Below are 23654 nucleotides of genomic sequence, written 5' to 3'. Positions count from 1 at the left end.
GAATGGCAGTCATAAACCCCGGTTTTTATCGGGGTTTATTTTTTCTGGCCGATTACGGCACGCAGCGCCAACTGGCGCTGTTCCAGTCCGCATAGTGGCGACTATCCATTTTCGTACCAAACAGAAAGCGGAATATCTGTCGGAGCAGGTCATACAACGTTTAAAAGACTGTGGTCTGACATTGCATCCGGAAAAGACAAAGCTGGTCCAGGTGACTTTGTTAAGAAAATGGTACAAAAATTATTCTAGCCGTATGATCACTCATCATGAAGTATAAAAAGCAGCCTTCGAATTGCTCTTTAGATATATTAATTGAATAACGCTTGATATTGTCCAACAGGCAATGTGTAATGCTTTCGTTATGTTCAATTAAATCAGTTTCTGATGCATGATATAGGAATGTTCTGTTTGACAGCATTAAATCTACATCATGCCTGGTTAGCCCTCGTGGTTTGTTTTCTTTAGAGTTGTTTTCTACTGTTAGTAATACAATATAATTTTTTATTTGAGCTGATTTGGTTTGTCTGGAAAGTTGATCGAATGTTGAATAAATTGTAGATGATGCTCCTGAATAATTAATAATCTTGGCAATGTCTTCCTGTCTATTAATGTAAGTGTCTTGCTGCTCTACATTATCAATCAAGATAGACAAATCCTCCTCGTTCATCCGAATAGCTTCATTGATTGGAACCACTAATGATGAATTGACACTGAATTCTGGTGGTACGTCTAATTCAGCATTTGCTCCTGGTGGCGGGAACCTTAGATTCCTGGTTGCTCGCAATACTAAGGAAAATCCTCTACGACAGCCATAGAGGATAGTTACAGGAAGGGCTGCAATTGAAATACCTGTGACTGCTGTTGCTGCACCAATGGTAAGAAAAGTGCCGCCTATTAAAATACTAACACCTGCCAGTGTTGGAATTGATCTGATTGTTGCTCGCCAGCCATGGTATGTTGTTTGAACGCCATTACTTACAACGGTAAGTTGTGCCCCTGTTTCAGAAGTTGAATATCTATATTCAGAAGTTGAATATCTATAGTTAAATTCAAATGAATAAGAACGCTCGGAAGAGGCTAAAGCCAAGAGAAACGATATTATATAAAACAGCTTTATCGTAGAGTGAGTGGTTGTTTTCATTGACTCAACCTATGCATTAGAAATTTCATTTAAGGTAGAGTCGTTTTTGTCTTTTGTCACGTAACGAGTCTGTAGAAAAAACATCTCAAAGGCTGCTATCTCCAAGAGACTCACTTTAATATTCATTTAATCCTGTTTCAGATATTCAGTTACTGACTTTTTTCTGGTTTTTCAGGGTAAGTTCGGTCGGTCTGATTTCCTGCCTATGACCAAGCGGTGGTTCCGACGTCACCAGTCGTTTGCCGTAAAAAAACCGAGGGGCACCCGGTTACTGCTGATGAAGGCTTCTTTATAAGTCCAGACGCTATAGGCTGGCTGTAGCCTGTGAAGTCAGAAACCTCCCATGACAAGGCGGAGAGCGTCACAGCAGGTATTGTAAATACCTGAATTTCCATTAATAAATGCTTATTATTCTGGCGGTAAATGAGGGCAGGGGATCTGAAGCAGTTGAGTATTTTCATCAACATACCATTCTATTTGACCGTTTTTGGTGCTCAGTTTCACTGTAACTTCTGGTTCTGTTGCTGCAACGATGTCCCGTTTCAGATCTTTCATGGAAACAATGGATCTGCCGGAAATTTGATATGTTTCCAGTCCCATAATCCCGGCACCTTTTGCTCCCAGTGAATAGGGTGGTTTGCTGGCGATCATTGTGTAATCAACGGCAAGGTCACCGTCTGCCAGTAGTGTGACGGTTATCTGTTGGTTATCGTCAGCGTCCCTGCCCATAGGATTCAGCAGGAAGGGAGTCACCTTAAACAGTCGATAAGTCTCAAGTTTGGTCTGGTAAGCAGCAAAAGTCTGGGTCAAAAGTTTTGACAGAGTCCTGGCAGCACGCATGTCGCCAAGAAAACGCATCAGTTGAGTGACTTCCAGCGTATGTCCGATACGAGAAAAAGTTTGATCCTTTCTTCGCTTTTTGCTGCCGGTAGCTACCTTGAACTGATAGTCTGTTCGCGGGCGGTCCTTTTCAAATTGGGTCAGCATTTCTTCGGAATCGTTAATACTGTTCAGAATGACTTGCCACTCTTTCGTCATGTTTTCTTTTATGCCCAGAAATTCCGGGGAAACAGGCATGTCATGGTTAAGACCATACTTTAACGCCACGGGTAATCTTTTTGTTAATTCGCCTGTGATATGGCTCAGCCATTTTTCTGAAGGCTCCCCGATCATTTGGCGGGTGTCAGAAGAAACACTGGGTACTGAACAGGCATCGTGTATTTCCTCAACGAGAGCAAACAGGTGTGATAGACCTTTGTCGTAGGAAAAAATTTCCGTTCCTGAAGCCACTTGGACCAGCAATGTGGGAATGTCTGCAACGTAGAAATTTCTTAAATTTCTATCAGAATTATTGAATCGTTCAACCCTCTGTACAATAAAAGTCATATCCTGATGAAATGTTTGTTGCCAGGGAGTGTTCTGAATTCCATGGATAGGTTGATCATTCGCCAGGTGCCGGGCGATAAGGGTAAAAAGCTGGCTCTGCATGCTCATTTGTTCGGGGGCCTGAATCAGCAGTCCCATGATGTAATGATTAAGTCTCTCCTGAGTCAACTGCTGTTGTTGAATATCGGACAACATTGCTGCCAGCATCTTTTTAGTGCTTTCATCCAGGGAGGCTGAACTCCACGACACAAGGCACTCTATCAAGTCCGGCTGAATGGGATTTGAAGTTTCTGCGGCTTGCAGTTGCTGCTCCAGGGTCTTTCCGGCCTGAAATGCTTTTACAAAACGCTTGATGGACTGCTCTAGTCCATCAAAGTACTGAATTCCGGGTAGGAGAGTCAGGTTAATCAAATGGTTTTCATCCAAGGGTTCACAAAGCTGACTCTTCAAAGGTTCATCGACCTGTTGCGACAGGGACTGACAGAAGTGTTCCAGCTTTTGTAATGTCATCAGGCCTGTTTGTTCAGACACCAGCGCCTTAACCGGTCGGGACCTGCGGGTTCGTTCCATCAGTTCAATATGGTCGAGCGTGATATCGACTGAAACCAGTGTGTAACTGTTGTCTTCTTCCCGATGGATAAAGCCCATCTGGCTGAGCTCATTGTTGGTAAAAAGTGGTGCTTCTTCTGTTCTGGCAGGATAAACACAGTGAAACACAAACCCCTGATCAAGTTTTCCACCGTCGTTTAACCAGATTCGACCAAACTCAACCGGGTCTGTACAGGCGAGATAGCGATCAAGCAGGAACAGCTTTCTGTTATTCACTTTTGATGCGAAGAATCCTGAAGGCTTCAGTGAGTTAACCTGACCAGAAGCCATTCCAAGCTTTGTTAATACAAAGGCTACTTTGCTGCGCAGCTGATTTTTGTCTGCATAAAAGTCCGAATAGTGCTGTTCCAGAGACGCTACAAATTGATTCAGTTCACGCTGCCAGAGCTTTTTGTGGCGCAACTGCAGTAGTTCCTCTCCCTGACCTCTGGCAGTCACTTGCCAGTGTGCCAGGGTTTTTGCAGAAAAGGGCTGAACTGTCGGGAGCGTATTTTGTGTGGGCAGACTCCTGACCTTATGACCCAGCCAGAAACCGGAGAGACGGCCAAGTCCACTGTGCAGAGAGCGATAGACTGAGCTGACAAAACTGGGTATCCGCATACCGGCTTAATCTTCCATGAAGAGGCTGATGGGGGGCTGTGTAAACTTTAACCTATCATAAAAAGCCAGAGAAACATGAGTTGTTAAGCCAGTTTCGTGTGCGCCAAACCCTTGTCAATTATTGGGGGACGCTCCCTCTCCGGTCGGAATTGGTACACCGATTGAGAATTAGTTTTCCAGCTCGAGCATCCAGTCACCTGGTATCCAAAAGTCGTCCAGATCCAGTGATAATACCGGGCGATCACCCTGATCAGACAAGGCCCTGGCATCTTTAAAGGCTTCAAGGCAGTCATCTTCGAGAATTGGGCCAATCAACTCAGGCCGGTATTTGTTGTCTTTTCCTGCCCGGTCGAGAATTTCGACGGCTTCGAATCCGAAAGAGCAATCCCAGAGTTCTTTGAGGCTGATTCTTGAAGCGCCGTAGGCGATTCTGGCAATGTTGATATCGTGCATATTGCACCAGAGAATCGTCGACATGGCTGCGCAGTCCGGCTCGGTATTGGTCAGCAGAATCAGCTCCTGATCCCGGCGGACATGATAGTTCTGTGCCAATGCATGAAGGGCCAGACCTTCAGCGCTGAACAGGGGACTGATATGCCGGGCATAAGCGGCAGTCACCAGAATCTGGCCGCAGGGGTCCAGGATGCAGCAGGAAAAAGGTGCTACGGGGTTGGCATTGATGCCAAGCTCGATCAGCTCTCCCATCATTTCTTCGTACTCTTGCATAACCGTTCTCCGGACGGGTTGAAATCATCAAGAGAGACACAGGCTATTTGTCATGTCCCAATTGTTAAGCGGAAAAGAGCCTGAATAAAGCGGAAAAAACTGCCAAATTTATAGTTCCATTTGTCATCTCCATCAAGGTATTGCGACCATTTCTTCTAAAAGTGCAATGTCCACAAAGCGCAGTATATTCCGGGTACAATTTTCTCATGTCACAGCAGTGCGATTCTGTACACACTGGTGGAAACCGCCATTGCCAGAGTGCTCTATACAGTAGCCGGTGCTAACATGCTGTTACTGCACGGCTTTATCAAAAAGTCGGATAAAACCCCGGCAAACGATCTTAAGCTGGCAAAAACGCGCCGTGATGACGTGCTAAGGGAACAGAAAGGAGGTAGTGATGAGTAATCCCCATATTGGCAGCAGTTTCGACGACTTCCTGGAAGAAGAGGGCTTGCTGCCCGAATGCCAGGCAGAGGCCATAAAGCGAGTACCTGGAAAAAGAGAAGGCCAACAAATCAACCTTTGCCCGCCGCCTGGGTACCAGCCGTTCACAACTGGATCGGCTTCTTGATCCCAACAGCACCAGCCTGAATCTGAAAACACTGGCGAATGCCCCTCAGGTGATGGGGAGAAAGCTGGAGTTGAGGATTGTTTGATTTGCCCGGCTTCGCCAACCCTTAGCCAGATTGACGGCAGATGCTTTAATGGGCTTCTTTTCTGGTAAGGTCTGCAAGTCAATGATCTGGTACTGGAACACCCGTTGACATCCTCCCACAGATAAAGAGGGTGTCGCAAAACTCCAACAGCTCGTCCCCGTGCTCTGAGGTCGTCATTCCCGCGAAGGCGGGAATCCAGCGCCAACGGTGGATCTCTGCCTTCTCGGGGATGACAAGGCCAGGGGGGCACCGGGCAGTATGGTTCTGGTGGTGAGTCAGTGTGGATTCCCGCCTTCGCGGGAATGACGAGAATGAAGTTGGGAATGACGAGAATGAAGTTGGGAATGACGAGAATGAAGTTGGGAATGACGAGAATGAAGTCGGGAATGACGAGAGTCAACTCGTTCCCATGCTGGAGAGAGTTTTGTGACACCCTCAGGAGAGAGTTTTGTGACACCCTCAGAGCGTGGGAACGAGTCGTAAAATACGTGGCCCGAAGGAGAAAAGGAATAGTGAAGCTCCCAATACTTGGCTGTCTCACAATTGAGAGACATACTAAATAAACATCACTTAAAAAGGATATTTGTTATGGCTCATACATCAATGTTGCACGTCCGTGTAGATTCTGCTTTAAAAACAGAAGCGACCGAAAAGCTGGCCAACTTCGGCTTAACCCTGTCTGATGCGGTTCGGATCCTGCTGACCCGGATAACCAAAGAAGGTGGCCTGCCCGTCGGCCTTACCAGTGACCCTGAAGCGCATGATGCCTGGTTCCGGGAGCGGGTTAAGGAAGCCTTGAACTCTGAAGATGTTTTATCCCATAACCAGGTTATGGATGAAGCCCAAGCCTTGATCGAAAGGAAAAAACAACGTGCATAAATTGGAGCGGTTGGGCCTTGCTCGTAACGACCTTTTGACCATTGTTGATTACACTCCGATGATAACTTAGAGACGGCCCCTCGACTCAAGGACGACATTCAGGCCAAAGCTGAAAAGCTTATGGATTTTCCCAAAATTGGCAGGGTAGGCCGGGTTGTAGGTACAAGGGAGTTAGTGGCTTGGGGAAATTACATTATTGTGTACAAGGTAAGTGAAACCACCATTCGGATACTTCGCATTTTGCATGCCGCACAGCAATGGCCACTGTCGAAATAGGGGTTATGACCGTTAGCGTACGTTTTCGTTCCGGCTCCAGACCTCTGACAGCGAGATCGATATGGCGTTGTCGAAGGTGTCCATTGCCAAGCTGATTGAATGATGGGTTTATGGCCATCAGTGCGCAGGATGATATTGATCTCTTCGCTATACCCAAGCTGTTCTAACAAGTCGAAATAAAGCCGGGTTCCGGGAATAAAATCCCTCAGTCCTTCAGGCAGTCTCAGGGCGGGAAGTGCCATCAGGCTCTAGTGTCAGGTCTGGAAAAGAATCCAGGGCAGCCGTTTTTTTGCTGCTAGTTGTCGTCAAAGCTGTAACCGCCTTCACCTCCGGTAAGAATGGTTTCTTCTGAAGGTTACGGTGAGGGTGTTAGTCCTCAATCTATATCCCTGCCCATTTGAGGTATCACAAAACTCTGTTTCCCATATTTTCAGGCCCTATGTGTCCCAGCATTTTTGCTAATGCACTACATTCTATGAAATGCCTAAGGTATAGAGGAGCAATCCATGTCAGTAAATGTGATGACAAGACCATCGTGGCGATGTGAAAAAAATCATCTCCTGTCCGGATGTATTCTTACTTTAACGGCACTGATACTGCCTCTGTCAGGCCTGAGTCTGGAGATCTTATCTGATGAGGTGGTTGAACCTGCAAGCTGTCTCAATCAGGAGCCGGACTTTCTCAGTCGGCTGAAGCATAATCAAAGATATTTCCTGTTCTGTCATGTTCCTGCCTCGGACTGGAAGGTTTTTCGTGATGACATCATTGATGATGAATCTTTAAACGTGGAAGCGGAACAGCTGGTTGAGAAAATCAGCAATAATGACTTTATATTACCGGCCTCTGGCACTGAAAATTCTGAAGTCAAAAATGATGACGCAGTGCTGGAAAAAATGTTCGACCTTCTGGTCTACATTCATATTCACCTTGCCGGTCAACTCACCACTGACAACCTTTTGAATGCCTGGATCACCCAGTTGCTTCCAGCTGCTCAGTTTGGTTCTGCATCAATAAGCAAGCTTGATTCTGTTAGTGATGGCTCTTTTCAGGGTGTCCAGGTTAACCTTGATGAGCGCTATCGGAAAGCTTTCCTCAAATCAGCAACGCGTGTTGACCGTTGCCCTCATGCGGCTTCTGAAAAAGCGGCAGCGGTTTTAACCTGGCTTCGAATTTTGGACATAAATTCTGAGCCGTTTATCTATGATCGAGAAAAAAACCTGGTGCAGATACCCATCATGGCAAAAGTCTGGGCTGATATTGCCGAGCATAATCGATTACATTTCTATCATGAGACCTTCGGACAATCACCGGAAAAACCTGTTCTTTTTCTCGGCGCGCCTGATATAAAAGCGCTCTATAAGCTTCGCAAAAATGGCCTGCACCCGGTGACACTTTACCACCCAAAACTCAGCGAGCCGTCTCTGACAGCTGACGACTGTTATGCGGGCCCGGCTATGTCTGCCTGGCACGGTATGAGCTACATCATACTGTTATCGACACTGTCCAATGACATTAAGCAGCACAGCTATGAACTCTATAATTCATTGACGCAACTGGGACAGGAATTACAAACGGGTTCTCCATCATCTCCCGGGAATGCTTTTTTCCTGGCGCACTATTTAGAAGCCATGGATCGGTTATCGAGGACAACGGACTGGAATAAAGACCTGGCATTCTTATTGAGGGGGCTGTTCAAATATAAGCCTTTTTTTGAGGGGAAGTCTGTTAACATCAGTGACTCCACTTATTTCGATATTCTTGAAATCGGGCATCACAACCATGCTATTGGTGATGAGCGCGATGATTTAATGAAGCTGTTATCGTTAATGATGAATGCCAAGACTGAGCTTCAAGAAGCCTATTGGGGCTTGGCCGGTCATTATTATGTCTTCACACACATGGACAAATGGTTAGGGCGTGGAAACAGCAAGGAGCTTGGGCTGGTTCCGCAAACTCTGGTGGAGGTCTGGAGAGCAGTGCGTCAGTAAATTTGTTTCACAAAGGCAGCGCCGTAGTGGATTTAACCGAGGCCAGGGCCAGGGCTGTCTTGACATGACTGACGCCGGGCAGGGTCAGAAGCTCTTTCATGATAAATTCATTCAGAGCCTGACTGTTGGCTGCCATGACTTTTAACAGATAGTCTCCATCGCCGGTTATCGAGTGGCACTCCAGTATCTGATCCATAGGTAAGATGGAGGTCTGAAAACTTTCAGCAGAGTGCTTGCCATGGGTTTCCAGTGTCACAGTGACAAAAGCCGAGACATCCAGACCCAGGGCTTCGGGGTTTAGTTGTGCCACCTGCTTCCTGATGTAGCCCAGCTTTTTCAGGCGGCTAATGCGTCTGGAGCATTGGGAGCTGGACAGGTTTACCTTGTTAGCCAAGTCTGCCAGAGAGACTCCATCTTCCTTCTGCAGACTATCCAGAAGACTTACGTCGTACTTATCCAGAGATTCAGTCATCATGAACAAGGCCCTGATATGCAATCAAATTGCATGATGTTGTTTTATTGCTTTTTATGTCGCAACCATTTTGCATGACCACCCTTTTATACTGTATTTACTATGGAAATGCAGCACTTTCAATGGCCGATACCGCTTGGTTATGGTTGGTGAGTTCTTCTCCCTGACACCTTTCAGATTATTGGCAATCTTGAGCTGAACTAACAAGAAGCTAATAGGCGTCTGATTTGCCAAGGTTGGCCGATAGATAGAATAGCGGACTTTAAAGGGAAAGTTAGCCCGAATTCGTCCATAAAATGAGGGTAATTTATGAAAGGCATTGGCCATTCTGCAAAGGTTTCTGATATTAATCCCATGGGGACTGATGGCTTTGAATTCGTAGAGTTTGCCTCTGCAGAGCCCGCTGCGCTCCATGAGTTCTTCGCAAGCCTCGGTTTTCATGCCTCTGCGCATCATAAAACCAGGGATGTTGCTCTTTACAAACAAGGCGACATTCAACTTCTGGTAAATGGTGATGCCAGCAGTTTTGGCCGTCGTTTCTATGAAAAACATGGCCCCTGTGCCTGTTCTTTTGGTATCCGTGTGGCAGACGCTGAGTATGCACTGGAGCGAGCCCTGAGTCTGGGTGCAGAGCAGGGCGAATCTGAATATTCGGTCGATGGTCGTGAAATCCCCTGCATTGTTGGTGTTGGCGGCGCTTTGCTTTACCTGGTTGAGCGTTATGGGTCGGCAGGCACCATTTATGACAGCGATTTTGAGTTTGTTCAGGATCAGACAGAAAAACCTGAAGTCGGTCTGGAAATACTGGATCATCTGACCCACAACGTGGCACGTGGCAACATGGATCACTGGGCTGGTTTTTATGAAAGGCTTTTTAATTTCCGCGAGATTCGCTACTTTGATATTGAGGGCAAGCTGACGGGGCTCAAGTCCAGGGCCATGACCAGCCCCTGCGGCAAGGTCAGAATTCCCATCAATGAATCTTCTGATGATAAAAGCCAGATAGAAGAATATCTTGAGCAATACAAGGGCGAGGGTATTCAACATATTGCCCTGACAGCCGGAAATATTTATGAAGCGGTAGACAGAATGAGGGGTTTGGGGGTTAAGTTTATGTCGCCGCCACCGGATACTTACTACGAAATGCTGGGTGAGCGTCTGCCATGGCACGGGGAAGTGGTTGAAGACCTGAAAACCAGAGCTATTCTGATGGATGGTGCTCCCACTTCAGACGGCGGTTTGCTGCTACAAATCTTTACCGAAACCGCCATCGGACCGATCTTTTTTGAGATCATCCAGCGTAAGGGCGACGAAGGCTTCGGAGAGGGTAACTTTAAGGCTCTGTTCGAAAGCATGGAGAGGGATCAGATTCGTCGTGGTGTTTTGCAGGAAGAATGACTTTTCTTGCATCTCTCAGATCAGGCTGTCTGTTTTCGGACAGCCTCCAGGCTGTGAAAATGGCTATGGCGATTGCTTTTTTCACAGCAAAAGGAATTTCAGATTGAAGAAGCCCACACAGTATACAGCCCGAAAGCCTGATGAAAAGGGTTTTATTGAGTATCCCGCCGAAGAGCATGAAACCTGGCGAATACTCTATGAACGTCAGATCAGGGCGGTCGAAAAGAGAGCCTGTCCCGAGTATATCAGGGGGCTGGGGATTCTTGGTCTTTCTGCTGAGCAAATCCCTCAGCTCAATGACATCTGTGAGAAGCTGCTTGAATGCACCGGTTGGTCGGTGGCCAGAGTTCCAGCTCTTATCTCCTTTGACCGTTTCTTTGAATTATTGGCCAATCGTCGTTTTCCGGTGGCTACTTTTATTCGCACCCGTGAAGAGCTGGATTATCTTGAGGAACCGGATATCTTCCATGAAATATTTGGACACTGTCCTTTATTGACGAACCCCGATTTTGCGAAATTTACTGAAACCTATGGTCAGTTGGGACTCAGAGCAAGCAAAGAAGAAAGAGTTTATCTGGCAAGGCTGTACTGGTTGACCGTGGAGTTTGGCCTGGTCATGACAGATGAAGGGTTGAGAATATATGGAGGAGGTATTCTCTCCAGCTTCAGGGAAACGGTCTACGCTATCGAAAGTGAGGATCCTGAGCGTCTGTCCTTTGATTTGATGACGGCTTTGAGAACTCCCTACCGGATCGATATTCTTCAGCCGGTCTACTTTATTATCCAGTCCCTTTCAGAGTTACACAGTCTGACAGAAATGGATCTGATGGCAAAAGTACATGAAGCCATGAAGCTGGGACTATTAACCTCAAAATTCGCCCCCAAGAGTGCCTGAGCCTATTGTCGCTGGTGCGGGGATCTGGTTGCTTTACCTTTAATATCCTGATAATTTTTCGGCATTCTCGGGCTGTTCGGTGAATGGATAAAACTGCCTGAAAACTTTTGTGATGAGACCGACAGGCTCCTGACCATAATTTATGGCGAAAATAATGACACACTGTCGTGGAAGATAGAGAGGCTGACAAGAGAGAGCTATGGAGCCTAGAGACATTGAAATCAGTATCGGGCGGATGAACTTCTCCGGTCAGGAATGGGGCGACCCGCAAGGAAAGCCCCTGATTGCCCTGCATGGTTGGCTGGACAACGCCGCCAGTTTTACTCCTCTGGCTCCCTTTCTGAAAGATGTGCGTTTGATTGCTATTGATCAGGCCGGACATGGGCGTTCCTCCCATCGACCCGATGAACTGGATTATTCCATCTGGCACTACGTCGAAGATCTGGTTGGAATCGCTGATAGCCTGGATTTGGAATCCTTCAGTTTAATCGGGCACTCAATGGGAGCCATTGTTTCGGTGATGGCTTCAGCCATTCTGGGGGATCGGATTGAGAAAGCGATTTTGCTGGATGGGCTTTTTCCCATGCCCAGAAAACCTGAAGATACTCCCAGTGCCCTGGCGGCCTACATTCAGGAACGAAAATCCTTTCGAAAAGGCAAGCCAGTAAATCGTTACCGCTCTTTGGAGCATGCTATTCGTGTACGTTGTCTGGGACAATTTCCAGTATCGCGGGACTCTTCCGCATTGCTGGTGGAGCGAGCGTTATTTCAGGACGGTGATGCCTGGACCTGGCGAACCGATCCACGTCTGAAGTTGCCTTCTCCCACTCGTTTTACAGAAGATCAGGCGCTGGCCTTTGCAGAACAGATGAGCTGTGATGCACACATGCTTTACGCAAAAGAAGGTTATGTTGATGCTTTGATTGAGCCATACCGTGAACGTCTTGATAATGTCCGGTTTTATCCGATGCCAGGCTCCCACCACTTTCATATGGACGGGGAGACGGATTCTGTAGCCACCATAGTGAACACTGTTATGAGTTCTTGACTCTGTCTGGCGGGCCAGGCACCTGAAAGGTACTTATATCCGATAAAAAAGCGGTACTTCATTGGTCGGGATTGAAATGCAAATCATAGCCATTTTTCATTCTTTGTTAAGACGAACACTTACTTTAACATTGGCAGGTGGCCTTATTGCCTCTGCTACTCTAATTGCTGATGAAATAGTCCCGTTTCCCAATGCCACTCTCAACCTTGAATTCGAACAGCAGGTGACCAGCTATCCGGTTATCAGTAGCCCAATGAAAAAGGTGAATGGTGTCGTGACTGCCGATTCAGAGCAGTGGCTTGATGGCTCTCTCAATCGAAAACTCTACCAGCTGCCCAGTGGTAAAAGCAGTGACGAAGCCTATCGATTTTTTACCGATCAGTTTGAAAAACTGGGTGTCACCTCTGTATACAGCTGCGAACGTTTCAGCTGTGGGGCCAGCAATTTCTGGGCGAATAATGTTTTTGATGTAGCTCGTTTGTATGGACTTGATAAGACTCAAGCCTATTTTCTGGGTGAAAAGCAAGTCGATGGCAAGACCGTTTATTATCTGACCTATACGGTTCGCAGAGGCGACAAAAGAGAGTACGCCCTGGTCGATATCTTCACTGCAGGCAAAACAAAAGTAGTGAGGAATAACCAGGTTGTCATGACCACCTTGCCGACCAGTTCATCTACCCTGGCCCGTTCAGAAGCCTACAAGTCTCTGCTTAAGGCTTTTGAAAACCAGACCAGAGCCTTATTGATTACGGTCGAGTCAGCTTCGGCTGAAAGAGTCTCTGAGGTGGACAGTCTCAGCAGGCGGTTGCAACAATTCAAAAGCCTCCTTCAATCCAGACTGAGGGAAGACGCTATTGGCTCCAGTCGTTTCCGGATTCAATGGATTGTTGGAGATCAGCAAGAGGCAATGATGCATTGGCAATTGCTTCAATAGAGTAACTTGATAGCCATCATAGCGTCTTCCTCCATCGGGAAGTCAGCCATTAAACACTTTCCAAAGCAACAGGCTTGCTTCTGACTCCTGAAAAAATAACGTGCTCATAAGGTTCCATTAGACGCACCATACGGTACGTCACGCCATTCTTTGGAAGAACATTGTCCGGAGCGCCTACCAGCAATTGCAATGACTGATTGGCACAGAGTTCTTCCAGAGTCTGGAGTGCCCGGGCATCCAGTCGCGCCGCCTCATCAAGGAACAGCAGGCGATTGGCTGCATGGCCGTTTCCTTCACGGTTCTGGGATTCCCAGGAGTGCAGCACCATGGTGAGTACGGCCAAACCTGTGCCTATGGCTTCACCGGTAGACAGGTTGGTCGGATTGGCTGCTTCAAACTGGCTGCTACCTGCGCGTTGAATCAGAATGTTAAGTTTGATGTACTCGCGATAATCGAGCAGCTTCTCCCCGGTAATGGTGCCACCTGTTTCCCGTTTGAATATTGCCGCAAGGGCATCTTCAACTGTCATTTCAGGCTGTTTGAAAAGATCGCCATAGAACTGGCTTTGCAGGGCATCCAGTACCTTTTTGAAGCTCTCAATCTCCTGCACTTCGATTTTGATAGAGCGGATGGTGCCAAAGTGAACGCTGGACAACGCAGAGTTAAGTTGAAAAATCTGCTTCCGCTGTCTGTTAATACTGCGTTGAATGTTCTGGCCCATGTATTCCGATTCAGCAAGGAACTGCTCTTCTGCGTCCTTGAGTCGCTCTTCCAGTCGAACCAGATGTTCTTCAAGTTGTTCCAGTGCCTGTCTGGGGTCATCAGAGTTGGAAATGGTTTTATCCATTCGCTCTGCCAGTAGTTGCTGGGCATAAAGAACACATTCAAACAGGTCGGGCAAGTCGGAAGCACTGGCTTGGGACAAGCGTCTGAGCAGGGTATTTTCAGGTTCAGACTTGAGAGCCTGTTCCAATCTCGCCCGGGCGGTTGAAATATTTTCTTTTAACGCTTCATTACTCTCATGGAGTAATTGCTGAGAGTGCAGCCGAGTCATTAAACCGGACTGGCTGGCACGCTCCTCAATCGCTGCCCACTGTTGCTTTGCTGTCTCGCACCTTGGGGTAATAGATTGAATGTCTTTCTGCAGGGCTTCTAAATGATCCTGTAGTTTATTCAGCTCTGAGCGACGTTCCGTGACTGACTTGAACAGGGTATTGTGTTTTGGCTCAAGGTCTTTCAGTTGCCGGATGACCTCGTCCAAGCGAGCTTTCATCTGCTCTGTCAGTGTTTCATGCCAATCCAGTGGGATGCCTTTGATCTCGTTTTCTTTGAGCAGGAGCTGACCTTCATTGTGTTGCAGTACGCTCTTATCGGCAGACATATTACTGTTAAGAGCCTGCAGCTGATCCTTAAGGAGTTCGAGTTCTCTCTGTTGGACCTGTTTTCTGGAGTCTTTTTCTTCCCATTCCCGTTTCAGGGATTCTCTCAAAGAGCTGGTTTCGTTCTGACGATGGACTGAGTTTTTAAAGCGCAGGTTTGGCAGGGTCTGTTCTGTGCGCTGGAGCAGATCAATAGTCTTACCTGACTCGGCTATCTGGTTGCCGAGTTTATCAAGACTGGCCTTGAAGACTTCAATGTCTTCAGCCGGAGGGGTATCAAGGTATAAACGACTGCTTTCCAGTTGACTGATATTTTCAGAATGTATTTTGATCCATTCGGCGGCTTCGAGGCACTGAGTCTGCCGGGACTCCAGACTCTCCACTGTCATGGCAAGATCGACTTCATCAAGAACAGTGGCATTGGATTGTTGAGAGGCCAGAAAAGAGACAACATGGTTAAGCGTTTTTAACTCTGTATCTTTCTGAGTCCGGGTGGCCTGAGACGATGTGAGCTGGTTTTGACAGTCTTCAATGCTTACGGCCAGTGACTGGAGGTCAGGCTCCTCCTGGCCAATCCACTGCGATAAAGGTGCCATCCTGTCGAGCAGAGTAAACTGTTTTTCAAGTTTCCTGCGGTTGACGGCCAGCGTTTGTCTCTCATCGAGAATGTTTTCTTCCCGTTCAATGAGTCTTGCTCTCTCTTTCTCGCGGGCCAGTTTACCGAGAGTAGGAAATTCAGGTTCCTTGCTGAGACGGGAAATGTTCTTTGAAAGATTCACCAGTACACTGCCGTCTTCATCCTGATGTAACGGTGATTCAATGAAGAGGTCTTCAGAAAAGCTGGTGCTCGAATCACCCTCAAGCAACCAGACATCGTCAGGGCGATCAGTTTCCTGTCTGATCAGTGCCGCTGCCTTCTCAACATCCTTTACCAGTAGCGCATTGCGTAAGGGACCCATTTTGGCTTCCAGCCAGGCGGCTTCTGCCAGTGAAATCTCATCTTCATCAAAGAACTGGCTTACCAGCTGACCCTTTGTCAATTCCGCCAGTCTTTGCAGCTGGATCTGCTCTTTTGAATCGCAGATTTCAAGCCCTTTCAACCTGAGTCTCAGGGTGCTCAGTTCGGTCTCAAGCCCAAGGTCCTGACGATGGCAGATATTCTGCTGTTCGGTCAATGTATAGCGAAGAGTACTCAGCTCCTCCGGCTGTTCTAATTGAATATCGTCGTTTAGCTCAAACAGCTGTTGTTTGAGACTTTCATATTCCAGCCATTGGGTATGATCTTTTTGCTTTTGTAAACGCTGTTGTTCCAGCTGCTGCTGCTTCACTTTCAGGTCCTGAATGGCATCGGAAAGTGTACTCAGTTGTTCACTGATCAGGGCTTTGTCCGTCTCTCCCTGCTTCAGGTGAGTCAGCCATTGTGCATGGTTTTTTATGGCATGGTTGAAGGGGGAGGGTAGTCTGGCGATGCCTTCTTTAAGTCGTTGTTGTTCTGCCAGTTTGCGTTGTGTTAATTCCAGCCTGTCCTTTATAACCTTTATTTGACGTGTATCATGCTCTTTTGAGCGCTTTACCTGAATCCACTTGTCTGATAACTGGCCGACATTGGCGGTAGACACTTCACTGTTTTCAAGGAGAGACAGGATCGGTAGACACTGATCAAAGTGATGTCTGATATTTTCCATCTGCTCCAGCAGGGGCCGTTTAACATGATACTCTGCTGAGAGTTCGCTGCGCTGCGCAATCGTCTGCTGAAGAATCTGACTGAGGTTTTTTTCACTCAGGGTCGCATCCGACAGATGGCTGCGACACTCTTCAAGGCTGGCTAAAGCCTGATTATAGAGTCCGGCTTTACGGGCTTCTTCAGAATAAGCATCTTCAGCGTCAGCCAGCTGTTTAACGAGTGATCGAACGTCCTCTTCTATTTGTTCCAGTTGCTGGTTTTGTTGCTGTTTTTGAGCTTCCAGTATTTCAAGTTGTTCGTTCTGTTGTTGCAGGCGTTCATGAATATTGTCATTTTCTTGTTTCAGCAGCCTGGACTCAGTGTGGATTCGGTCCAGTGTTTCGGCCTGTTCCTTTTGAGTACGGGCCATGGTTTCATGAGTCTGGAGCTGTTCCCTGGTACTTTCCAGTTGCTCTATTTCAAGCTCAATTGCGCTGATTTGCTGTCGTTGAGCTGTGATATCTGACTCAGTGCGCTCAGTCTGGTTCTGGCAATCAATCAGCGACTGCTCAAGTTGGACCTGAAGTCTCTGTGCCAATGCTATGATGTTTTCGCCCAGTTTGTAGCTTGAATCCAGTAACTCTTTAATCAGCTCCCGTTTTTCACGGGTATGGTGAATACTGTCCCGTGTTTTGCGAGTTTCCTGCAAAGCATTCTGCATGGAACCGACCGACTTTTTAACATTTTCTTCCGATGTTAGCAGGTAGTCCCGGAGCCCTTTTTGCATTTCAGAAGAAAGGCCACCATACAGGCTGGTTTCCAACATTCGATAATAACGCTGGCGGTCTCTGATGTTTTCCATTCTGCGGGGAATGATCCGGCACTGAAATTGCCAGTCCATAAACTGGCCGAGAGATTTGAAGCGTTTCAGTGTTCCGCCCTGAATGGCAATCTGATTTGAAAGGGCGTTTCCTTCCAGGGCATCGTAACGATTCTCACCCGCAGGACTCATCATCAGATCTTTTACTGATATGTCTTGGTCTATGCCCGAAATGGCAAACATTTTCAGCTCGACTCTGGGCTTTCCAAGGCGCTTTAGCTGGACGACGGCGATGACACGTTCACCGTTGTACAGGGTGTAATCCACCAGAGAATAACAGGTGCCTTTGTCAATGCGTCCCCAGATACCATTATCGCTGCGATCCTGACCGCTGTCGGAGTTGTTTCTTAATCTTACCAGACGATTGTCTGGTACCCGGTTAACCAGCAGTGCGCCCATAATGGTCGTTTTGCCGGCCCCATTATGGCCAATCAGGTTGCTCATCCACTGGTGCAATGAGAGAGTTTTAAAGAATATCCCTCGAAAGTTGACCAGCGTCAGACTGTTAATCTGCGTACGTGTCTGACTCATGCTTCGACTTCCTTAATCTCTTCATTGCCTTCAACGGAACCTTTGTTTTCTGCTGCCGGTTCGTCGCTGTTTAGTGTTTCATCCGTTACTGATTCGTCTGCCACTTCTTCGTCTGCCTCCAGAGAAATAGAACCGGATTGCACCAGCTTTTCCAGACTTTCCCGGGTCATTTGGCTGCTTCTTACAGGTTCAATAAAGCGCATCAGGGGGGATTGGGTCTGAACTCTGTCTGCTTTTATGCCATCCATGCGGATCATGCCGAGCTTCGCCAGTTGCCGCAGTGACCTCTTGAGGGTTTCCATAGCTTTTTCACGATCCAGCTGGGTATCGATTTTCTTTCTGTCCAGCAATCGTGCCAGCCGCTTGTCGTCTACAAGCATCCGTAAACGTTCAAACAAAGAATCCGCGTGAATCCAGCCGCCGCCTTCGAGCTGTTCCGGGTCAAGGTGATACAAGGCCAAAAGCTGGCCCAGAACCATGCTGAGTTCGTCGAGCTTTTTAGAGCGAATCAGATTTTTGTTGCCCAGTTTTGGCTGCAGGTAATAATAGTCTTCCTGAGCACAAATCAGATCTATACCATAACGCTGGTAATGCCCGTCAAGCCAGGTTTCGCCTGCCTGTAACATGCTATAGAGATGGGTATGTCTGGCATCAATATGCTCACCCCGGCGCAGTCGGCTGTCCAGCTCGGGAAAGAGATCGTCGTTTATGACATCGGCCAGAGTCTGGTAGGGGTTGTTAGCATTCAAGCGAAGATTCTCTCTCTGATGTGATGGGTTTTGTTAGCTCTAATTGCAGGTGTTCGGCTTCGAGGTTGGGCATGATTTGGTGCCAGAAACTTTCAGGAATATCCTGAGCATTACGGAAATGGCCCAGTCTGGTCATGGCTTCGAACAGCCAGCCCGCAGATTGCAAAAAATCGGTCATGGGTAGGGTGTTGGCAAGTTCGCTTAAGGCTTCCTCATAGGAGGGAAGATAGCCTTTGTCAGAAACCCGTGTTTTTAGCCATTGAGCGATCGCTGTTTTACGGCTTTCAAGATCGTCCATGTCGGTCATGCTCTCTTCATCCATGATGACCCGGGACTGAGTGGTTTCAGGCTGGGGCGCATCAATTTCTCTCAGTCGAAGTAAAGGAGCGTCGCTGCAAAGATTGAGATACCAGGGGTTCTGATCATACTGTTGAATGGCGTCCAGCGTTCTTTCCATCAGGGCTTTGCGTTCATCCATGTTGATAAACTGGCGGATATATTGATGGGCGCGTTGATGGAAACTTTCCCAGTGTGCCAGTCTTTCTCCGCTCCAGTGCTCAATGCGATCAAGGTGTTGCTCGAGTCTGAACACCGAGTGGGCTGCAAGATGTCTATTCGCTGTTTCGCAGGCCTGGGAAATGGCTTCCAGAAGTTGTCTCAGGTCATGACAGGAGGCCAGCAACAGTTGTTGAAGATCCTGTAATCGGTCCTGGGTATCATTCAGAAGGTGTTCACACTGTGTCATGGCATTTTGCCAGTCTTGCTTCAGCAAGGCGACGACGTCAGACCGTGTTTCTATGGCTTCCTGGTCCAGTTGTCTCTGTCTATGATCAATCGCGGTGACGAGTTGCTGTACAGTGACATCCAAGGGTGCTTCGATTTGAAGACGCCAGTACTGATCGTTACCATCATTGATAGCAGCATCCCTGATCTCCCGCAGGTGGCTGGCGACTGTCATAAACAGTGTGCTCAATGCGGTATGGGAGGCGTCAAAGCCTGTGCAGATGGATTCAACGATTTGTTCTGAAACGGGAGGAAGCAGGTAAGCGTGCTGTTTTTCACCGATACCCTCCAGACAGATCAGCAGGTTTTGATCCATCATTCGACGAATAGTTTCATTGCAGCGTCGTTCAGATGTGACGGAATCACTGTCTATAAGGTGTTTATCAACCTGTTCATAGACGATATGAAGCTCTGCTTCGCTGAACTCTGGCTGAGATTCCTGATCTCTCCAGTATCTCAGGGTAGCAAGAAATGCTAGCTCTGCGGGTTGCAGGTTAAGTTTTTGACCGCTGGTTAAAATGTTGCTGATCAGTGAAGGAATATCACGAGATGCCGTCAATCCGCACTCCCTGGCTGCTTAATGTGAAAATAAATGTTATGCCACGCTGAATCTGTGATTGAGATGGCATTGATAGAGTCAAGGCACGATTATGGAAAACCAAACGAGTCTCGTAAAGTAGAATTGATAAGCAGTAAGAAATGCAGTAAATAATACTGTGCAAACAGAGGTAGTTAGTCAGGAAAACGGGCACTGAAATACGGGCAACTGACAATAGGGAATGCTGAACAATTTGACTAAGTAACTGGTTAGGTACTTAAAGTAAGCCCCGGGTTTTACGGCGCTTTGTCACGACCGGTTATCTGCTTGGTAGCAGAGCTTTTTAAGAGGGTGGCCCGGCTTTTCAGGGCTGCCCTTGCTCTCTGTCAGTAACCTGTTCTTTTCTGCGAGTTTGTTTTCTTTTCTGCGTTTGTTAAGCTCTTTCCTAAGGTAAAACAGATCTGGGTGTTATGAAAACGCATAGTCAACGTTTGCTTCCTGGCGATGATCTCTATTTCGAACTCCTGACCCTTGCCAAGGAATGGCCTGCAGCCTTTCTGTTATCCTGCGTGGGAAGTCTGAAAGTGTTGTCGCTCAGATTGGCCGGAGCAGAGCAGGAGAAGATACTTCAGGGCCCCTTCGAAATTCTTTCTCTTTCTGGCACCTGTTGTCTATCAGGGCTCCATTTGCATATCTGTGTGGCGGACAAGGAAGGGCGTGTTTTTGGTGGTCACTTAAAACCGGGGTCGATTATTGAAACCACAGCAGAAATAGTTGTGGGTATTCTTGACGATACCTGTTTCACCCGGGAAGCAGATGATGAAACAGGTTATCTGGAGCTGGTGGTCAAAAAGGCTTCGCAGGCCAGTTCCTGATCAATTTTCGTCTGATGTTGGCTTGCTCTTCACTCGATAAATCACCAATGTGCTTACCGGCATAATCGCTGTAGATGGTAACAAGTCGACGTGTATTTAATGGGTTGGGAATGATCATATACTGACGGCCAAACCTGTCTTTATTGGCTGCCACGGATGCTTTCAGGTCCGGGTCAAAGCCATTTTCTTCAAGGCCAAAGTCAGAGAGTGTGTCACCAATATAAAGTGCGATCTGATGTTTTTTTCTATCAACCTGTCCGCTGGTGATCGCATGTCGCTGAGAAGTTTTTGTGCAGTTCTTCAGCTCGACCTCAGTGCAGTGTTCACCTTTTAATAAAACGTGGGTTTCGTCTGCATCGGGGTAGCCAAGCTCCCTTAATTTCCTGACCGTAAGCGTTTCTATGTCTTTCTTGTTGCCCTGCCGACCAGACGACACTGGTGTTTCGGAGACATAAAAGATATCAAATCCTTTTTCCTTTGCGCCAGCAAGAAACTCGGGAGCTCCGGGGGTTGGCTTTGCATTTTTTTGTTGTTCAAGGTGCCAGTTAAACAGATTCTGTTCTGATCCTGGTGCAGGTAGGTTCAGGTCAGGATTTTGGGGGGTGTATTGTAATATGGTACCGTTGATGTTCACGACAATAGCAGGGTTCTCCATGGTTTTCTGATTCATTTTTGCCAATATTCTTGTGGATTGATTGTAAGCCTGATGCGTCAGGGCATGATAATCCGCTGATGAGTTCATCCACAGCATTGCATTAATGTTGTGCAGTGCAAATGTTGGGTCCTGTATCTGCGCGAAGTGAGAATAGTTCAGCGCATTCAATTTGGCATCGTGCTTCTCATCAGGAGACAGCTGGTTGAAGTTCACCGTCACCACAGCATGCTCCCAGCTTCCATAGACAAGGTTGGGAAAAAAGATCCAATCTTTGCCGAATCTGCTTCGGTTTTGCTGAACCCACTGTTGTCTCCTGTTGAAGTGATGGCCTTCCACATCTGCCAGATCATCCAGCTGGTCACCCAGAAGCATCAGTACGTGATAGCCCTTGTCTCTGATTTTCTGACGTTGGTTCTCTTTACTTAATGTTCTATTGTCTGTTTGCTGAAAGAGTAGATAATCAGCTCCTTTGATCGGGAATCCCAAGCGTTTTAGTTTGGCCAGGGAAAGTTCCTTGGCTTCATTAAAACGAGCGCTGACATAGAAGATGTCTATCCCCTGGTTATCAACCTCATTCAGAAAGTCTAAGGCACCGGGCAAGGCTTCCATCTTCTGATCTTTCCACCAGGCTAAAGTAGCATCGACGTTTCTTGCACCGTCGGTCCCCACCATACTTGAGAAATAGGTGGTGCCCTCGATCAAAGTGTCATCAATATCAGTCACTATCGCTGCACGCTTGCCTTTCGGTAGTTGATTCAGTGCGTTGCTGAGGTTGTCTCTGGCCATGTTAAAAGACTGGTACACCAGTGCTTCATATTCCGGTGAGTGTTGTTGCCAATTGGACGCAACGACTTTTTCTTCATTCAATTCTCTCTGGGAATAATCATCAGGACGTGCTGACAATGCAGATGTGTATGCTGCCATTATGAGCAGGATTGAAGTTTGAGCTATGGCCATGAATTCCTCTGTCTGATCGATTTATCGGCGGGCTTCGAGGATAAAATCTAGTCGAGGTTTCAGGGAAGGCGTGTTTTTTTGTAACGGGTTGTTTGCTGACAAGGTAAATAATGACCCACCGTTTAAGTGGGTCACACGGCGATGTCAGAGTGTTGCAATGTTCTCTGGATCACCCGGAAGCTGGGCATGAAAGGCTTTGCCGCTGACTGAGTGACTGTCGTCTCCCATCAGATACAGATAGACTGGCATAATATCTTCAGGCGTCGGACGACTCATCGGGTCCTCTCCGGGGTAAGCAGAAGCTCTCATGGCTGTGCGGGTGCCTCCGGGATTAATCGTGTTGACTCTTACCTGACTGAGGCCGTCCTCTTCGTCGGCCATGACCTGCATAAGCCCTTCGGTAGCAAATTTCGAAATGCTATAGGCTCCCCAGTGAGCGCGCCCTTTATGGCCAACGCTGGATGAAGTGAAGGCAATAGAACCCGATTCAGCCTTGCGGAGCAGGGGGATTAGTTCTCTGGAGAGCAGAAAGGGGGCGGTCACATTAACGTGCATGACCTCATTCCATTTGTCCAGATCGAACTGTGCAATGGTCTTGAGTTCGCCCAACAGACCTGCATTGTGCAGAAGCCCGTCCAGTCTGCCAAATTCTTTGTTCAGAGTTTCCGCCAGGTTGGCATAGTCCTGTTCAGAGGCTCCGGCGAGGTTCATGGGGTAAATAGCTGCCTGGGGCCAGCCATTTTTTTCAATCTCGTCATAGACCTGTTCAAGCTTGCTGATGGTTCTGCCCAGCAGAATGACGGTTGCGCCGTGGCGTGCAAAGGTCAGGGCTGCCGTACGGCCAATACCACTGCCTGCACCGGTGACCAGGATGATTTTGTCCCGGAGGAGGTTGTCGGGTGCGGTATATTCAAACATGCGTTGCTCTCCGTGGCAGCTGCCACTTATACTTTTCCAGCAGCGGAAGAATCTCTTCTGCGGACGAAACCTTGTAATCAGCGTGCCATTGATCCGGTGTATCTATGGGGCTGATAAAACCATAGAGTGCTGCAATAGTCACCATTCCTGCATTTCTGCCAGCCTCGATATCACGCAAATGATCACCTATATAAATGCACTTTGCCGGGTTGGCATCTGTTTGCTGGCAAGCTACCAGCAAAGCTTCCGGGTTGGGCTTGGTCTGTTTGACATGGTCTGGACAGATCAATGTTTTTGAACGCTGGCTCAAGCCAGCCTGATCCAATAAGATTTTTGCATAAGCTGAAGGTTTATTGGTGACGACTCCCCAGGGAATGGTTTTGTCATCCAGAGTATCCAGCAGCATTGGCATTCCGTCGTACAGTTTTGCAGCCTTTTCCCTGCGATCATTGTTGATATATTCATTGTATTCTTCAAGAAGCCTGGTTCTGAGGCTTTCGAGCTTCGGATCAGGTGGCTCTATACCATAGGCAAGTTGAACAAGCTTTCTTGAGCCTTCCGAAACATGGCTTCGAATCAGTTCACTATCAATCGCTGGCATATTGTCGTCTGCCAGCATTTTGTTAACGGTGAAAATAAAGTCTTCCGAGGTGTCCAGCAATGTGCCGTCCAGATCAAAAAAAATACCTTCAATGGCGTTCGTTTGGCTCATCGGAGT

At 47.5% G+C, this 23654-nt stretch carries 20 protein-coding genes; 9 read left to right on the top strand and 11 right to left on the bottom strand.

Annotated elements, in window-relative coordinates; translation table 11 throughout:
- Positions 1-220: 220 nt before the first annotated feature.
- The 3 genes from ACOJUN_RS21530 to ACOJUN_RS21520 all read right to left on the bottom strand — a co-directional run bounded on the left by ACOJUN_RS21530 (position 221) and on the right by ACOJUN_RS21520 (position 4462).
- Positions 221-1141, bottom strand: coding sequence for a hypothetical protein (locus ACOJUN_RS21530; RefSeq protein WP_422133924.1), 921 nt, complete (start codon positions 1139-1141; stop codon positions 221-223).
- A 408-nt stretch (positions 1142-1549) separates the two neighbouring features.
- Positions 1550-3736 (bottom strand): hypothetical protein, encoded by a 2187-nt coding sequence (locus ACOJUN_RS21525; protein WP_422133923.1) that lies wholly within the window; start codon positions 3734-3736, stop codon positions 1550-1552.
- A gap of 168 nt (positions 3737-3904) precedes the next feature.
- Entirely contained in the window at positions 3905-4462 is a 558-nt protein-coding gene (locus ACOJUN_RS21520) for a hypothetical protein (protein ID WP_422133922.1), read from the bottom strand.
- Positions 4463-4699: 237 nt separating this feature from the next.
- On the opposite strand from ACOJUN_RS21520, the gene ACOJUN_RS21515 reads away from it, so the two are divergent.
- Positions 4700-4867 (top strand): type II toxin-antitoxin system RelE/ParE family toxin, encoded by a 168-nt coding sequence (locus ACOJUN_RS21515; protein ID WP_422133921.1) that lies wholly within the window; start codon positions 4700-4702, stop codon positions 4865-4867.
- Here ACOJUN_RS21515 and ACOJUN_RS21510 read toward each other — a convergent pair.
- Complete coding sequence (locus ACOJUN_RS21510) at positions 4835-5518, bottom strand: hypothetical protein (protein WP_422133920.1); 684 nt, start codon at positions 5516-5518, stop codon at positions 4835-4837. The two genes, ACOJUN_RS21515 and ACOJUN_RS21510, sit on opposite strands and share 33 nt — an antisense overlap.
- A 188-nt stretch (positions 5519-5706) precedes the next feature.
- On the opposite strand from ACOJUN_RS21510, the gene ACOJUN_RS21505 reads away from it, so the two are divergent.
- The 3 genes from ACOJUN_RS21505 (at position 5707) to ACOJUN_RS21495 (ending at position 8261) form a co-directional block, all read left to right on the top strand.
- Entirely contained in the window at positions 5707-5997 is a 291-nt protein-coding gene (locus tag ACOJUN_RS21505; RefSeq protein WP_422133919.1) for a type II toxin-antitoxin system RelB/DinJ family antitoxin, read from the top strand.
- A 96-nt stretch (positions 5998-6093) separates the two neighbouring features.
- Positions 6094-6273, top strand: a complete 180-nt coding sequence (locus tag ACOJUN_RS21500; protein ID WP_422137111.1) for a type II toxin-antitoxin system RelE/ParE family toxin — start codon at positions 6094-6096, stop codon at positions 6271-6273.
- Positions 6274-6779: 506 nt separating this feature from the next.
- Positions 6780-8261, top strand: a complete 1482-nt coding sequence (locus ACOJUN_RS21495; RefSeq protein WP_422133918.1) for a hypothetical protein — start codon at positions 6780-6782, stop codon at positions 8259-8261.
- Positions 8262-8268: 7 nt separating this feature from the next.
- On the opposite strand, the gene ACOJUN_RS21490 is transcribed toward ACOJUN_RS21495, so the two are convergent.
- On the bottom strand, positions 8269-8736 hold the full coding sequence (locus ACOJUN_RS21490) for an Lrp/AsnC family transcriptional regulator (protein WP_422133917.1): 468 nt from the start codon (positions 8734-8736) through the stop codon (positions 8269-8271).
- Positions 8737-9042: 306 nt separating this feature from the next.
- Here ACOJUN_RS21490 and hppD point away from each other — a divergent pair, with 306 nt between their 5' ends.
- The 4 genes from hppD (at position 9043) to ACOJUN_RS21470 (ending at position 13008) form a co-directional block, all read left to right on the top strand.
- Positions 9043-10131, top strand: a complete 1089-nt coding sequence (gene hppD, locus ACOJUN_RS21485) for a 4-hydroxyphenylpyruvate dioxygenase (RefSeq protein ID WP_422133916.1) — start codon at positions 9043-9045, stop codon at positions 10129-10131.
- On the top strand, positions 10109-11026 hold the full coding sequence (gene phhA, locus ACOJUN_RS21480) for a phenylalanine 4-monooxygenase (RefSeq protein ID WP_422133915.1): 918 nt from the start codon (positions 10109-10111) through the stop codon (positions 11024-11026). The genes hppD and phhA overlap by 23 nt, the downstream gene beginning before the upstream one ends.
- Positions 11027-11225: 199 nt before the next feature.
- On the top strand, positions 11226-12074 hold the full coding sequence (locus ACOJUN_RS21475; RefSeq protein ID WP_422133914.1) for an alpha/beta fold hydrolase: 849 nt from the start codon (positions 11226-11228) through the stop codon (positions 12072-12074).
- A 76-nt stretch (positions 12075-12150) separates the two neighbouring features.
- On the top strand, positions 12151-13008 hold the full coding sequence (locus ACOJUN_RS21470) for a DUF4892 domain-containing protein (RefSeq protein WP_422133913.1): 858 nt from the start codon (positions 12151-12153) through the stop codon (positions 13006-13008).
- 49 nt (positions 13009-13057) lie between these two features.
- Here the strand turns inward: ACOJUN_RS21470 and mukB are convergent, their stop codons facing one another.
- The 3 genes from mukB to ACOJUN_RS21455 are packed head-to-tail and all read right to left on the bottom strand — an operon-like array spanning position 13058 to position 19552.
- Positions 13058-17461: a chromosome partition protein MukB gene (gene mukB, locus ACOJUN_RS21465; RefSeq protein ID WP_422133912.1), complete on the bottom strand. Its 4404-nt coding sequence runs from the start codon at positions 17459-17461 to the stop codon at positions 13058-13060.
- Entirely contained in the window at positions 17458-18210 is a 753-nt protein-coding gene (locus ACOJUN_RS21460; protein WP_422133911.1) for a chromosome partition protein MukE, read from the bottom strand. The genes mukB and ACOJUN_RS21460 overlap by 4 nt, the downstream gene beginning before the upstream one ends.
- The gene (locus tag ACOJUN_RS21455) at positions 18200-19552 is read right to left on the bottom strand and encodes a hypothetical protein (RefSeq protein ID WP_422133910.1); all 1353 of its coding nucleotides are present in this window, start codon (positions 19550-19552) and stop codon (positions 18200-18202) included. The genes ACOJUN_RS21460 and ACOJUN_RS21455 overlap by 11 nt, the downstream gene beginning before the upstream one ends.
- A gap of 449 nt (positions 19553-20001) precedes the next feature.
- Here ACOJUN_RS21455 and ACOJUN_RS21450 point away from each other — a divergent pair, with 449 nt between their 5' ends.
- The gene (locus tag ACOJUN_RS21450; protein WP_422133909.1) at positions 20002-20406 is read left to right on the top strand and encodes a PPC domain-containing DNA-binding protein; all 405 of its coding nucleotides are present in this window, start codon (positions 20002-20004) and stop codon (positions 20404-20406) included.
- On the opposite strand, the gene ACOJUN_RS21445 is transcribed toward ACOJUN_RS21450, so the two are convergent.
- The 3 genes from ACOJUN_RS21445 to ACOJUN_RS21435 form a co-directional block, all read right to left on the bottom strand.
- Positions 20378-22018: an HAD family acid phosphatase gene (locus ACOJUN_RS21445; RefSeq protein ID WP_422133908.1), complete on the bottom strand. Its 1641-nt coding sequence runs from the start codon at positions 22016-22018 to the stop codon at positions 20378-20380. The two genes, ACOJUN_RS21450 and ACOJUN_RS21445, sit on opposite strands and share 29 nt — an antisense overlap.
- Before the next feature lie 144 nt (positions 22019-22162).
- Entirely contained in the window at positions 22163-22936 is a 774-nt protein-coding gene (locus ACOJUN_RS21440; RefSeq protein ID WP_422133907.1) for a YciK family oxidoreductase, read from the bottom strand.
- A complete protein-coding gene (locus ACOJUN_RS21435; RefSeq protein ID WP_422133906.1) occupies positions 22929-23648 on the bottom strand; it encodes an HAD family hydrolase in 720 nt (239 codons plus the stop codon). The genes ACOJUN_RS21440 and ACOJUN_RS21435 overlap by 8 nt, the downstream gene beginning before the upstream one ends.
- Between the last annotated feature and the right edge of the window lie 6 nt (positions 23649-23654).

It is taken from the genome of Endozoicomonas sp. ALD040, from assembly GCF_049275945.1.
Classification (GTDB): domain Bacteria; phylum Pseudomonadota; class Gammaproteobacteria; order Pseudomonadales; family Endozoicomonadaceae; genus Endozoicomonas_A.
This window is presented reverse-complemented; position numbering and strand designations above follow the sequence as displayed.

Bases quoted from the DNA above. Each gene is read 5' to 3' on its own strand.
- mukB (WP_422133912.1), bottom strand. From the start codon at position 17,461: ATGAGTCAGACACGTACGCAGATTAACAGTCTGACGCTGGTCAACTTT.
- ACOJUN_RS21495 (WP_422133918.1), top strand. From the start codon at position 6,780: ATGTCAGTAAATGTGATGACAAGACCATCGTGGCGATGTGAAAAAAAT.
- ACOJUN_RS21435 (WP_422133906.1), bottom strand. From the start codon at position 23,648: ATGAGCCAAACGAACGCCATTGAAGGTATTTTTTTTGATCTGGACGGC.
- ACOJUN_RS21520 (WP_422133922.1), bottom strand. From the start codon at position 4,462: ATGCAAGAGTACGAAGAAATGATGGGAGAGCTGATCGAGCTTGGCATC.
- ACOJUN_RS21475 (WP_422133914.1), top strand. From the start codon at position 11,226: ATGGAGCCTAGAGACATTGAAATCAGTATCGGGCGGATGAACTTCTCC.
- ACOJUN_RS21440 (WP_422133907.1), bottom strand. From the start codon at position 22,936: ATGTTTGAATATACCGCACCCGACAACCTCCTCCGGGACAAAATCATC.
- ACOJUN_RS21530 (WP_422133924.1), bottom strand. From the start codon at position 1,141: ATGAAAACAACCACTCACTCTACGATAAAGCTGTTTTATATAATATCG.
- ACOJUN_RS21445 (WP_422133908.1), bottom strand. From the start codon at position 22,018: ATGGCCATAGCTCAAACTTCAATCCTGCTCATAATGGCAGCATACACA.
- ACOJUN_RS21525 (WP_422133923.1), bottom strand. From the start codon at position 3,736: ATGCGGATACCCAGTTTTGTCAGCTCAGTCTATCGCTCTCTGCACAGT.
- hppD (WP_422133916.1), top strand. From the start codon at position 9,043: ATGAAAGGCATTGGCCATTCTGCAAAGGTTTCTGATATTAATCCCATG.
- ACOJUN_RS21505 (WP_422133919.1), top strand. From the start codon at position 5,707: ATGGCTCATACATCAATGTTGCACGTCCGTGTAGATTCTGCTTTAAAA.
- ACOJUN_RS21450 (WP_422133909.1), top strand. From the start codon at position 20,002: ATGAAAACGCATAGTCAACGTTTGCTTCCTGGCGATGATCTCTATTTC.
- ACOJUN_RS21470 (WP_422133913.1), top strand. From the start codon at position 12,151: ATGCAAATCATAGCCATTTTTCATTCTTTGTTAAGACGAACACTTACT.
- ACOJUN_RS21490 (WP_422133917.1), bottom strand. From the start codon at position 8,736: ATGATGACTGAATCTCTGGATAAGTACGACGTAAGTCTTCTGGATAGT.